This is a genomic window from Psychrobacter sp. Arc9 (assembly GCF_041431295.1).
GTDB lineage: Bacteria > Pseudomonadota > Gammaproteobacteria > Pseudomonadales > Moraxellaceae > Psychrobacter.
Genome location: NZ_JASMRK010000005.1, coordinates 167,661 through 181,079 on the forward strand (window position 1 = coordinate 167,661; position 13,419 = coordinate 181,079).

The following is a 13,419-nucleotide window of genomic DNA, read 5'->3' on the forward strand; positions in this document are numbered from 1 at the left end:
AGGTTTATCCTAACTCGTCTATGCACTAATTTAGGCACTAATTTTTTGCCACACATTAACCTGTGGGTGCGCAATGCGGCGCATATTTGAAGGACGCCAGAACAACGCCTCACCTGGAGCCAATATAATATATCCCTCTAACGCGCACTGCTCTGATAACCGTGCCAAAATATCACGCTGATCAAATTTACGAAAATATAGCAGCATGTTTTGGCAAATAATCACATTCTGAAGATGCGTAGTGGGTGGTTTTTGTTCAATAATATTGTGTACAGAAAAATTGACATATGGCTGCAATACAGGTGCTACCTGCCAATTTTCTTGCATACTATTAGCCGCTTCTGATGTGCTAGGCTTCAATCTGTTTAATGTACCCTTAGAAGGCAGCGGCTGAACAAACGGCTGACACGGTTGCGGGATTAGAGATTGCTGCCTGTTATCGTATTGCCCCAACCGTGCGCTTTTAATAGCCTCTTCACTGATGTCTGTCCCTAATATGACATAGTCTTGACATCGCTGTGCGGCCAAGCTCATGGCCAGTGACCAAGCTTCTTGTCCACTTGCGCAGCCAACACTCCAAATACGAAACAAACTATCGATGTTGCCTGCTTTATGATGCTGCAATGCATACTTTGTGACAAAGTCGATAGAGGGTCTATGTCGAAAGAAGCGACTCTCATGAATGAGTACTTTATCTAGCAACTGCTGACGCAACCCATCATTTTTCGATAATTGATACCATAATTGTTGAACGCTCAATCCATTCGACATAGCCGTACAGTCAATTGCATTAGCCAGCCACTGTAGCTGTATGTCTGGCAGCACAAATCCAGTTTCTTGCTCTATGTAGTTCTGCCATCGCTGCACATCCAAACTGTCGACTTTCATCAAAGTATTACCCAATGTCAGATCAACTGTATTAAGCAGATGATTTGGCTTATTAACGTTATTTAAGCTAGATAAATCACCTACTATGATTACGGCTTCTTTTTATCACTCTTACAGCAGCAAATTTGTTCAATACGCAGAACAATCAAATGCTGTCAAGCTTGCTCTAAAAGAATAGCTAATCACTAAACGCTTTCTTTCAATGCGCCTTCCGTATCTAACACTTCATAATCTACTAGCTCGTCGTCGTTCGATACCTTAAAGCCTGTTACCGATTCCTGTAGTGCTGCTGCCATTTCACTTAGCTCACCAATAGAACGGGCTGTTGCCATCGTTCCGGAAGACGTTTGTGAGGTAATATCTTGAATGATGTTCATGGTGTGAGAAATATGACCCGCAGACTCAGCCTGTTGTAATGCAGCGTTTGAGATGTTTTGAATCAAGTCAGCCAAAGTATTAGAAACGCTCTGTACTTCTTCTAGTGCTTCACCCGCATCTTTCGCTAAGCGTGCGCCGCGTACAACCTCAGAAGTTGTTGATTCCATCGACATAACTGCTTCGTTGGTATCAGCCTGAATGGTTTTTACCAATGTTTCAATCTGCTTAGTAGCGTTTGCTGAACGCTCAGCCAGACGCTGTACCTCATCAGCAACAACCGCGAAGCCACGGCCCGCTTCCCCTGCCATCGATGCCTGAATAGCGGCGTTCAATGCCAAAACGTTGGTCTGGTCAGCAATATCGTTAATTAGTCCAACGATATCACCAATCTCTTGCGAAGACTCACCAAGGCGCTTAATACGTTTTGATGTTTCTTGAATCTGATCACGAATAACGTTCATACCCTCAATAGAGCGTTGTACAACTTCTGCTCCATTGTGAGAAATAGCAACTGAACGCTGGGCAACCGTTGCAGATTCCGCAGCGTTGTTTGAAACCTGATCAATTGAGACAGTCATCTCATTAATAGCGGCCGATACACCAGCAATTTCTTGTGCTTGGTGTTCAGAAGCTTCTGCCAGTTCAACAGCATTCATCTGCGTTTGCTCTGAAGACTGTGAGACTCGGTCAGCAGTGCTGTTAATAACCAAAACCAACTGTCGTAATTGGTCAATCGCAAAGTTGACTGAATCAGCAATCGCCCCTGTAAAATCTTCTGATACAGTCGCATTAACAGTCAAATCACCCTCTGCCAAATCACCCAACTCATCAAGCAGACGTAGAATAGCGATCTGGTTACGTTCGTTTTCTTCTTGGATTTGACGCGCTCGCTCAGACTCAGCTTCTGCTTCTTGGCGACGACGCAAGGTTTCTTTCTCAATAAGTGATCGCTCTGATCCACCACGGTGTTTCAGTAGCTGGTACAAAGCAAACACAATCCCTAATGCGCCGATTGCAAATACAGCCGCTGGCAAGATAACGGATTGATTGAAACTATCGAAATACTGACTTACCGATGATAGCGAATTAACTAGCCAAATCAGACAAGCCAAACTTAATAGAACAAAAAATCCTAACAGTAGCTTCCAAGTACTATCAGCATCTCTGCCATCTGCTGATGTTTTGGACATACCAGCTACAGGTTTTTTTATCACATCACTCATCTTGCGTCTTCCTTTCAAACAGTCATCAAAGTCTAATTGTGGCTGACTTTGACAATCGTATTGTTATCTAAACAATGATTAGCAAAGCCTGTATAAATGCTGACATCGAACCCCATTATGTCAGTCACTATTTCTCTATCGTTACTCAATAGACAGGTATTTTATAGTTGATGGCTATATCGCAGCATCTGAATACTGAGGATCCTGTGCGAGCAAACTTGGCATAAATACATACCAGTCTTGGTCGTTTTTGAAAAACTTGCCATGGTTATAGGGCGCAAATGGCGACTCTGGATCTATGGCTTCTGGACGATACTGTTCTTGTGTGAACTGTTCGATACCAAGTACTTGATCAACCAGCAGTCCTGAAAAGTTATTGTCATAATCAATGACGATAACTTTTCGTTGGCTCATTTGTGTCAAGCGACTAGGTACTTGCAAAAAATGCGACAGATCTGTCAAAGGTAATAGTCGCCCACGAATGTTAGCAATACCTAGCATCCATGGCTTTACTAGAGGTAGGCTAGTATATTCTGGCATAGATAATACCTCTGATACCTGACCCATAGGGGCAACTAAGCGCTGCCCACCAATTTCAAATACCACACCTTGCCAATCAAACTCTTGGCCACCGCGGCGACCGCTTTTGCGCGCGCGTGCCAAATCTGCTAAACGCAGAAGCTCAATAAATCCTCTAGAAGCCACAAGTTACTCCATCACTTTGCGAATCATATTGACCAATCCACTTTCATCAACTGGTTTGTTCATATATTCTTTAGCGCCTTGACGCTTGCCCCAAACTCTATCTGTTTCTTGGTTTTTGGTACTGATCATGATGACAGGGATATGAGCAGTGGTTTTACCGCGGGTAATCTTGCGCGTGGCCTGAAAACCATTCATTTCAGGCATTACCACATCCATCAGGATTACATCTGGTAAATGTTCAGCTGCCATCTGGCAACCCTGCTCACCATTGGTCGCTTCCAACACTTGGAAGTTGTTTTTGGCAAGCATATCGCGAAATTTCGCCATTTCTGATGGCGAGTCGTCAATGACTAAAACGGTAGTCATAGGAGGTTCCTTTATGTTCTAAAATATCTATGAAGATATATTGATATATGGTTCAGATAAAATGATTAAAAATAGCACTTATAAATCTACTGGTAGCGATTCTTTAATCATAGTTATTCAGTATTGAATAATCTGGAGCGATAATATCAATCACTCCCTGTAAGTCTATATTTATTCGATTAACGGTACTGATTAATAGCATCAAAAAGTTCATCTTTACTAAATGGCTTTGTCAGATACTCATCAGAACCCACAATACGACCACGTGCTTTATCAAATAAACCATCTTTAGATGACAACATAATTACCGGTTTATTAGCATAATCAGGGTTATTTTTTATCAGCGCACAAGTCTGATATCCATCTAGACGTGGCATCATAATGTCGACAAAAATAATATCTGGATTGTTATCTACAATCTTCGCTAACGCATCAAAACCATCGATAGCGGTCACTACTTCACAGCCCGCTTTTTGTAATAAAGTTTCTGCAGTACGGCGAATGGTTTTTGAATCATCAATTACCATTACTTTTAAACCTTCAAAATTATTTTCCATTCTCATTGTCCTGTAAACGACTATTTGTTCGTAACGCTATCTAGCAATACAAAGTTTGCTTGGCTATTTTAAACTTTTATATCATCTATTGTCAGATCGATATAAGTACCTATATTTGCATTGTCTGCGTTGAAATTTGTGATAACAGCGAATCTTCTACAATTGATGCCTAATGACTAATCGCGGTATCAATATAACGTACTATACGCACTTTATTATTAATCTTACAAAATCTAGCGTTATTTAAGTGCCTTGGATAGGTTAACTTACCCTTCAAATATCTAATAAAAAAGTCAAATATAAAAATTATTCCAATTAACTATAAATCCAATTTTAAACATATAAATAGATTGAAATGTGAATAGAAGGCAGCGTTATTATAATTCTGTATTGTATATAACTGGCAATGATATTACTGAATAATTTTCATTTGTAATAAAAATGTATCAATGTATTTTATAGTGTTTGTTTTAGCACAGTTATTATTGCTTTTCCAGTAATTAGCAAAATTATGTTCGAACTCATTAGTATTACAAATAGCTGTTCTTATTTATTAAAGCTATAACTTCAACTCTTCTCAATACTGAGTTATCAACTTTCTTAAGTTTAGTAAATATCTTACAGTCGTTCCACCGCGTTACAATTCACTATATAATAATATGACGATTACAATGGTGACTGCTATGACAGCTTCTAGACGTTTAAGAAAAATCCTCTATTTATTCAGCGTACTATTTATCGCAGCTTGTCAGCCGTCACCTGTAAATGAATCGACTGTTACTGACACTGAAGCAGAGACCGCTGACACGCCACTTATCATCACAAGTGATAGTGTCACAATGACGCCAGAACATATCTTGAGTATCAAACCTTCAAGGTATCAGCCGAGTCTCGGATTACAAGGTAATATCGAACCTATCAAGCAGACCACATTTGTTGCGGTACATCCGATTCGTATAGAAAAAACACTGGTTAGTGAAGGTCAATGGGTAGAAAAAGGCACGCCACTGCTTGTCTTTAGACGTACGGGCACGGCTAGCAAAGCTGAAGATTTGAAAAAGCCTGAACAAGGTAATTCAGAATCAGGGGGTACTAATCAAAACAATCAAGAAGATACGCAAAACTCTGATGCTAACTCCGCACAAGCTGCGCCAGACGCAGATATCGCTGTTGTAAGAAAAACTGACAGTGATAAAACGTTAGAAGCAAATTCTGCGATAGATACTGATAGCAACATCACTAATCAAAATGCAGACATTAATACGGCTAAACAAGATGCGCAGTATAATTCGATTACCATTCATGCTAGTTTCTCAGGGCGAGTAGAAAACTTATCTGCTGATGCAGGACAACAGTTGGCGGCGCGCGCGTCTCTACTACAGATCAGTGACGAGACCAAGCTGCACTTTATGGCTACCCTGCCTATACAAGCAAAACCACAGCTCTCAGTTGGTCAAACAGTCAACTTTACCGCCGAAGGTATCTCAGACAAGTTTACGGGCCAGGTCAGCAAACTGGTATCGACCAGTCAGCCCAAAAAGCTCTTGGTCTATGTTAATGTCATTGATAACGAAGTAAGTCGTGATAAGTTATTACCAAATATGAAAGTCACAGGCCGCGTCAATTATGGTCAAATAGATGTCGGTACTATCGTACCTAAGCGCGCGCTACATGATGTTGATCTGACAGAGTTGCAAACTCCTCCTTATATGCCGCTACAACCATTGACTGCAAATGTTTGGATAATCGGACAAGATCAGCGTTTAACGCGCCAACCTATTGAGGTAGTTGAATACGACCCTACTACGCAGCAGTATTTAATAGCTGGTGTTAGCAATGATAGCTTGATTTGTTTGGCCGACTTACCTGTTGATTCTAAAGGTAAAAAAGTTATTGTGTCATAATAGCTTATGCTGACAGTTACATTACGCAGAAACATTAACAAAGCTTCTCTTGTTTTGTAACAGCATAATTAGGCAATATGACCCTACTATATAGCATTATCCGAGTATTGAAATACGACTCATATTTAATTATGCGCTATTCTTTATATTTGAAAACATAGAGGCTGAGGTTTAACTGTTTATTATTTCCAACAGCTCATCATTACCGAAAACGTTATATTTTTATAAATCACAATAACAATTAGAGGACACTCCATGAGTAAGCAGATTTTATTGATTGAAGACGATCCAGATTTGGCTGAGCTGATCAGCGATTATTTGACCATGAACTACTATGATGTGCATCATGCTGGTCTTGGTCAAGAAGGTCTCGACTTATTAGACACCAAAGAGCGCGATATTGACTTGGTTGTATTGGATCTTATGCTACCTGATATGGACGGTATGCAAGTGTGTCAAAAGATTCGTGGCAACAAGAACAACATGACCAATAAAGTGCCTATTATTATGCTAACCGCAAAAGGCGATACAACTGATCGCGTGTTGGGGCTAGAGATGGGTGCTGACGATTATATCGCCAAGCCTTTTGAGCCACGTGAGCTTTTAGCTCGTATCCGTGCGGTTATTCGTCGTCATGAGCAACCAAATCAAGCCGATAGCCAATCAGACAGCTTAACCTTTGGCCGTTTGAGTGTGTTCCCTGATAGTCATGAAGTCACTATCGATGACCAACCGGTACGTCTAACCACGCATCAGTTTCAGTTGTTACATTACTTTGCCACTCATTCTGGCAAGGTGTTGAATCGTGAGCAACTCTGGCAAGCGATGCCAAACGATGACAGCTCAGACAACATTGACCGTGCAATTGACGTACATATTTCGCGTCTACGTGCTTTGATTGAAGACAATCCACGCCAGCCAAAGCGTATTATTACTGTACGCGGCGTCGGCTATCAATTTGCTACTGATCAGGTATGACCATAAAGGATGCCTAATTAGCTGACTCATGGTGTAAACTCTATACCATGAGTCGGTACAAGCGTTTAATAATAGAGATCGTTTAATGCAGCAATTGGGTTTTCGTTCCGTATTTGCCAAACTATTTGCCAGCGTTATGCTGGCACTTACGTTATTTGCTGTAGCAATGGTGCTGTTGACCCAACTTGTTCATGATAAAGATGCGGGTATTCGCTCAGAGATATTAGCCACACAGATTTTGGGTCAAATCGATCCATTCTTGCACGAATTAAATATTTCCATCAGCAAAGACAACCGCTTACAAGCGCGCTTTATGCTAGCGGTGGTCAAGAAAAGCTTTGATATTTTTGATGAATCACTGCAAGCAAAAATGGGGCTATATGACAATGAAGGTCATTTGCTCATGCAAAGCGACAACAGTGATTTGCCGTTAGAATTGCCTGCGCCGCCCTCACTATTAGCGCGCGTCTTTCCCTCATTTGCCGAAACCTCCCCAACCAAGCAAGCCCAAGTTTATAGTAGCACCGGTTATACGCTATTATACGAATCACGCTTGCCGCCTAAAAAACCTGTCCTCTCTGCCGCCCTAAACTTATTTACTGGTACGCTATTGCTGCTGCTTATCATGGCAGGGGTACTTTGGTGGATTGCGCGTACCATTACTTGGCGTATCAATCAGATGAGCCAACAAATGACTCAATTGGGTGATGGTGATTTTACGGTGCGAGTGAATGCGCGTGGTAATGATGAAATCGCTGCATTAGCACGCGGATTCAACCAAGCAGCACAAAAAATTGAACACTTAATTGATGCCAATAAATTGCTACTGGCACATGCCTCTCATGAACTGCGTACACCGATTACACGTATCCGTCTACAGATTGAAATGATGGATATGTTGGCTGGTGCGCTACCAACTGATACCAAAGCAAAGTTCGATAAACGTGCACAAGCAATCAATAGAGACTTGTCAGGTCTTAATGACTTAGTAGAAAGCATATTACTGGTTAGTCGTTTGGATGCAGGTCATGCCTTACAGCAAGTTGAAAACTTAGATTTATACGATTTGGTAAATCAAGAGCGTCAGCATTACCCTGAAGCCACGCTGATTGGTGAGCACATCGTAATAGATGGTCAGTCATCAATGTTGACTCATTTGATTCGTAACTTACTTACCAACGCTATGCTACATGGCAAGCCACCTGTTACGGTATTGCTATACGGTGTTCAGAGCATAGAAGAAGCTGGAACTGTGCCTGACTATCTATTACAAACAGTGCTATGCAGCAGCTTTGTCGATTACAACAGTTTAGACTTTGATGATTATGAAGAAAACACTGATGCCAAGGTAATTGAACACCAAACTGCTAAGCAGGAAGCTACTAGTTCGGTTGATAAAAATAAATCCGAAACGATTGACTCAATAGCAGAGCTACCAACGCCGACTATCTATAAAAACGGTGAAGACATAGCTGCTCGCCACGAGAGCAACGAGAGCAATGATGAAGTCAGTATTGATAACGGCCTTTCAGATGAAAGCTTGATAGACAGTGCTAGCAAACCCCAACCCACTACTAGCGAGTCATCACTACTTGCTGACTATTACAGCTTTACCAGTGAATTAACTGACAGAATTAAGAAAGTTATTTGGAAAGCTGTTCCAGACTCTACTGATCTTGCTAACGATGCTAATAGTATTAATAATACTGACAACGCTGGCTTGATTGAAGTAGCTAAAACAAACTCTATAAGCAACGTAGAAAGCGCGAATGCTGGCACTCTCGTCGATAATAGCGCTCAAAAATCAGATAAATCTATTACTGATACCGCTACTAAAAATAACGGATCAAACAATACGAAAGATGATGCCAAATCTAATAGCTCAAATAATGAGAACTCAAGCGCAGTTGTGCGTAAAGAAGGCTTATTTGCTAAGCATATGAAGAAAGCCAAAACTGAGCCTGAACGTCCTTTACCAAAGTATGCGGTGCTGGCTGTAATCGACGAAGGCACTGGTATCCCTGAAGGTAAGCGAGAAGAAGTCTTTAGCCCATTTGTACGTTTGCAGCAAAAAAACAAAGGCTCTGGATTAGGGTTATCCCTAGTTTCACAAATCGTTACCGCTCATCAAGGGCGTATTATTACAGATACCTTAAATGGTCATACTAGATTTTTGGTGACCATCCCAATTCATCATGACCCTCATTACAACTATCACGAGTAATCAATCCCCATCGTTATATAGATAGCTATCACGCTGTCACCTTCACACTTGCCATTTTAACTGCTTATTCTTAATAGCTATTAATCATAAGCCAGACACGTATGTGCATATCCAAAGTGCCTGATAATATGCTATATTACCGCCCCTTATTATACGGTTATTGACTGTTGTCGTTTTGACAAGCTTCTTACATATTGAAAGAGGCCTGATGACGCGTTCTTAACCATTAAAAAATTTATTAAATTTTGAGCCCTCCATGAATGACATGATTGTCTTAAACGATGTGACCAAAAGTTTTTTAAGCGACCGATCAATCAAAGACAAAGACGGCAAACCACATTGGTTTACCGCTGTTGAGCCGACATCTCTGACTATCAAACAAGGCGAAATCTTTGGTCTAATGGGTTATTCAGGGGCAGGTAAATCTACCTTATTGCGCCTAATTAACATGCTTGAGCGTCCAGATTCGGGTCAAGTCGTGATAGCTGGTACTGACCTAACCACGCTGTCTGCCAGTGAGCTACGCATTGCCCGTCATAATATCGGTATGATTTTTCAGCAGTTTAATCTGATGTCTAATCAAACGGTTTTTGACAACGTGGCATTTAACTTAAAAATCTCTGGTTATCCAAGTCGCGACATTCATAAGCGCGTCATGGATTGTCTTGCGATTGTTGATTTGACCGATCGTGCTGGTCACTATCCTGCGCAGCTATCAGGTGGACAAAAACAGCGTGTGGGTATTGCCCGCGCGATTGCCCCTAGTCCAAAAGTATTGTTGGCCGATGAGCCAACCAGTGCGCTTGACCCTGCAACGACCCGTAGTTTGCTGACTTGTCTGCGCGATATCAATGAGCAGCTTGGCGTGACTATCGTCATCGTGACCCATGAGATGAGTGTTATTCGTAGACTTTGCGATCGCGCCGCATTATTGCATCAAGGACAACTATTAGAAGTTGCGGATGTGCGAGACGGTCTGATTCAAGCAACCACCCCGATTGGCAAAGGCCTAGTCGTCGAGGACTAATGAGGCAGGAGAAATAGATATGTTAACTGGTACTGAATTATCCGCCTCTATAGACAAGCTGCTTGTGTTACGCAAAGAGATCGCAAGCGCGTTTATTGATACGTTTGTGATGCTCGGTATTTCCACCACAGTCGCAATCGTCATCGGTGGACTGTTTGGCGTATTCTTGTTTTTGTCTAGTGATCGACAGTTTTTGCAAAACAAGACGTTGTACGGTGTGCTTGGCGGTATTACCAACTTTATGCGTGCCTTCCCTTTCGTGATTTTGATGATTGCAATGAGTCCGTTTACTAAGGCCATCGTTGGTACGGGTATCGGACCAATTGCTGCATCACTGGTACTTGCTATCGCTGGTTCGTTTTATTTTGCGCGTTTGGTCGAGCAAAATTTACGTGAAGTGCCGCGCGGTATTATCGAAGCCACTGAATCAATGGGTGCACGACCTTTTACCATTATTAAAGTACTACTTAATGAAGCTCGTTCAGGTTTAGTATTGTCAGTCACTATTCTTTGTATCAGCTTGCTCTCTTATTCAGCGGCGGCTGGTATGATTGGTGGTGGCGGTTTGGGTGATTTGGCCATTCGCTATGGCTATTATCGCTATCAAACCGAGGTAATGATTTTTATCGTGATTGTACTATCCATCATGGTCGTCTCGATTCAAGCCTCTGGTAACTGGCTCGCCAATCGTTTAGACAAACGTTAAACCGCTTTAGAGAATACTTGACATTACGAGCGACTAGGTTTATTTTTGGCAACACTCAACCCTTATCTCAGCTCTTACAACAAAAGCAGCATTACTATTTATAATGTTGCTTTTTTAATGTTCAGACGATAAACGTTTTACTCAATCCCATTCATTATTAAGGACATATTATGAAATTAACAGATATCAGCCGTCAGTTGGCTACCGCATTTGCTGCTGTTGGTGTATCAGGTCTAGTCTTAGTTGGTTGCAGCAATGCATCAGCGCCAGAAGCGACTAAAGAGCCAGTAACCGAGGGTGCCACTGCAGAAACTGCCGCTAGCGATATCGATCCTGACCATACTAAAATCGTTATCGGTACGACTGAAGGCGATTTTGCTGATATGGTTCGTAACCAAGTGAAGAGCACGCTTGAAGCTCAAGGTTATGAAGTTGAGTTGATTGCTTTTACTGATTATGTCCGTCCTAACCTTGCATTAGCTGAAGGCGATTTGGATATCAACATCTTCCAACATAAGCCTTACCTTGATACCTTCAAAAAAGAAAACAACCTTGATTTGGTTGAAGTATTCCAAGTACCAACGGCTCCACTTGGCATCTACTCAGGTAAAAAGACTAGCCTTGACGCTGCATTCAAAGGCATGAGTGTCTCTGCACCAAACGATCCTAGTAACTTTGCACGTGCTTTGGTAATGATGGATGATCTTGGCTGGATCAAATTGAAAGACAACATCGATCCATTGACAGCATCAAAAGCAGATATCGCTGATAACAGCAAATACGATATCGAAATCGTTGAACTAGAAGCTGCTCAATTACCACGCGCACGTGATGAAGTTGACTTCGCGGTTATCAATGGTAACTATGCTACCGACTCTGGTATCAAATTGACCGAAGCATTGTTCCAAGAGCCAAGCTTTGCTTATGTAAACTGGTCAGCGATCAAATCTGCTGATACTGGTAAAAAATGGGTTGAAGATGTGACCAACGCTTACAACTCAGAAGCTTTCAAAAAGTATGCTCATGAAACGTTCCCTGGCTACAAGTATCCAAAAATCTGGGGTACTGATCATAGCGCACACATGGACACTGCTGCTAAAACTGAAAGTGCTGACGCTCCAGAAACTGCAGAAGCTGCTGCTCAGTAAGACTTTAGATTAAAAGTACCTAGTTTTTTAGGTATTATGATTAATAGAAACGCCCATTACTTAGAGTGATGGGCGTTTTTTTTCTTTCATTTTAGGAGTGCTCTTTTCCAACATCATTATTAAAAGACTAACTGTGCATTAAATAACTATCAAAAATCACGTTACAGCCTGTTTGCCCTTTGTAGGAAACCGTCACTCACGCTTCCACTTGTCCTTGGTTTTTTCTATAGTGGACAGGCTCAATAGTAATTTACTCGTTAGACCATACTATTGATGACATTTAAAACTAATGAAAATTATAAGACACACATAATAAGGATAACAATATGAGCGCTAAAAACTATAATATTCGTACCGCTGGACAAGCAAATATCCCAATCCTAGGCCTAGGTACTTGGCAGTCAACTGGGCAAGACTGCGTAGACGTGGTCAAAAAAGCGTTAGAAATGGGGTATGAGCATATCGATACCGCTCAAGCTTATGGCAACGAAAAGGAAGTTGGCGAAGGTATCAGACAATCAGGCGTGGCTCGCGATAAATTCTTTTTGACTACCAAGATTTTTCCAGATGATATGAAGTTTGAGCCAGAAAAACTGGTCGCAGCGGCGAAACGTTCTTTGGAAGATTTGGGTACAGATTATGTCGATCTGTTGCTATTACACTGGCCTGATGACCGCGTGCCATTATCTGAGACCATTCCTGCGCTGTGTGAACTCCAAAAGCAAGGCTTGACGCGTCATATTGGTGTTTCAAACTTCAATATCGCTAATATTATTGAGGCCAAGAAATATGCTGATGTGCCTATCGTCGTGAACCAAGTAGAGTTTCATCCGTTTATTAAGCAAAACACATTGCAGACCTTCTTGAATAATCATCATATTCTACTAGAAGCCTACTCGCCATTAGCGCGTGGTGATGTATTTGATAACGAAGTGATTAAAGAGATTGCAAATAAGCACAACGTCACACCAGCACAAATCTCACTAGCTTGGATCTTATCAGACAAGCATCGTGTGGCTATTCCAAAAACATCTAACCCTGATCACTTGCAAGGCAATCTAGATGCCATCAAAGTTGAGTTAAGTGCAGATGAGTTAGAAAAAATCGGTAACTTAGCCAGCTCTGACGGTCGTAAAATTGAGCACCCTGACTATAGCCCAGTATGGGATGACTAACAGGGTTAATAAGTACGATTAACTGATTAGCTAAACGCAGCAAAATAAAAAGCCACCGATAATTGAACTGAACCCCATAAGTTGGACACAACTTTTGGGGTATTTTTATGCGTTACAATCTAGACTTTAAACTCAAAGTC

11 protein-coding genes and 1 pseudogene are annotated in these 13,419 nt (G+C 41.5%); 7 read left to right on the top strand and 5 right to left on the bottom strand.

All coding sequences use genetic code 11. The features are described 5' to 3' along the window. Positions 1-30 precede the first annotated feature (30 nt). The 5 genes and pseudogenes from QO187_RS04725 to pilG form a co-directional block, all read right to left on the bottom strand. A complete protein-coding gene (locus tag QO187_RS04725; RefSeq protein ID WP_371547576.1) occupies positions 31-888 on the bottom strand; it encodes a protein-glutamate O-methyltransferase CheR in 858 nt (285 codons plus the stop codon). Between the two features lie 185 nt (positions 889-1,073). After that, positions 1,074-2,360: pseudogene (locus QO187_RS04730) on the bottom strand (methyl-accepting chemotaxis protein); the annotation flags it as partial. A gap of 303 nt (positions 2,361-2,663) precedes the next feature. Next, the gene (locus QO187_RS04735) at positions 2,664-3,194 is read right to left on the bottom strand and encodes a chemotaxis protein CheW (protein WP_160022438.1); all 531 of its coding nucleotides are present in this window, start codon (positions 3,192-3,194) and stop codon (positions 2,664-2,666) included. A gap of 3 nt (positions 3,195-3,197) precedes the next feature. Then, positions 3,198-3,560 (bottom strand): PleD family two-component system response regulator, encoded by a 363-nt coding sequence (locus tag QO187_RS04740; protein ID WP_057761573.1) that lies wholly within the window; start codon positions 3,558-3,560, stop codon positions 3,198-3,200. A gap of 179 nt (positions 3,561-3,739) precedes the next feature. Continuing rightward, positions 3,740-4,117: a twitching motility response regulator PilG gene (gene pilG / locus QO187_RS04745; protein ID WP_057761576.1), complete on the bottom strand. Its 378-nt coding sequence runs from the start codon at positions 4,115-4,117 to the stop codon at positions 3,740-3,742. Between the two features lie 683 nt (positions 4,118-4,800). On the opposite strand from pilG, the gene QO187_RS04750 reads away from it, so the two are divergent. The 7 genes from QO187_RS04750 to QO187_RS04780 all read left to right on the top strand — a co-directional run bounded on the left by QO187_RS04750 (position 4,801) and on the right by QO187_RS04780 (position 13,279). Further along, positions 4,801-6,021 (top strand): efflux RND transporter periplasmic adaptor subunit, encoded by a 1,221-nt coding sequence (locus QO187_RS04750; RefSeq protein ID WP_371547579.1) that lies wholly within the window; start codon positions 4,801-4,803, stop codon positions 6,019-6,021. A 255-nt stretch (positions 6,022-6,276) separates the two neighbouring features. Next, entirely contained in the window at positions 6,277-6,999 is a 723-nt protein-coding gene (locus tag QO187_RS04755; protein WP_057761578.1) for a response regulator transcription factor, read from the top strand. A gap of 85 nt (positions 7,000-7,084) precedes the next feature. Continuing rightward, the gene (locus tag QO187_RS04760) at positions 7,085-9,223 is read left to right on the top strand and encodes an ATP-binding protein (RefSeq protein ID WP_371547582.1); all 2,139 of its coding nucleotides are present in this window, start codon (positions 7,085-7,087) and stop codon (positions 9,221-9,223) included. Positions 9,224-9,479: 256 nt separating this feature from the next. Then, entirely contained in the window at positions 9,480-10,250 is a 771-nt protein-coding gene (locus QO187_RS04765; protein WP_371547585.1) for a methionine ABC transporter ATP-binding protein, read from the top strand. Positions 10,251-10,299: 49 nt separating this feature from the next. Continuing rightward, positions 10,300-10,956, top strand: a complete 657-nt coding sequence (locus tag QO187_RS04770) for a methionine ABC transporter permease (RefSeq protein WP_371547603.1) — start codon at positions 10,300-10,302, stop codon at positions 10,954-10,956. 170 nt (positions 10,957-11,126) lie between these two features. Then, complete coding sequence (locus QO187_RS04775) at positions 11,127-12,104, top strand: MetQ/NlpA family ABC transporter substrate-binding protein (RefSeq protein WP_371547586.1); 978 nt, start codon at positions 11,127-11,129, stop codon at positions 12,102-12,104. 326 nt (positions 12,105-12,430) lie between these two features. Beyond that, positions 12,431-13,279 (top strand): aldo/keto reductase, encoded by an 849-nt coding sequence (locus QO187_RS04780; protein ID WP_201579144.1) that lies wholly within the window; start codon positions 12,431-12,433, stop codon positions 13,277-13,279. Positions 13,280-13,419 lie beyond the last annotated feature (140 nt).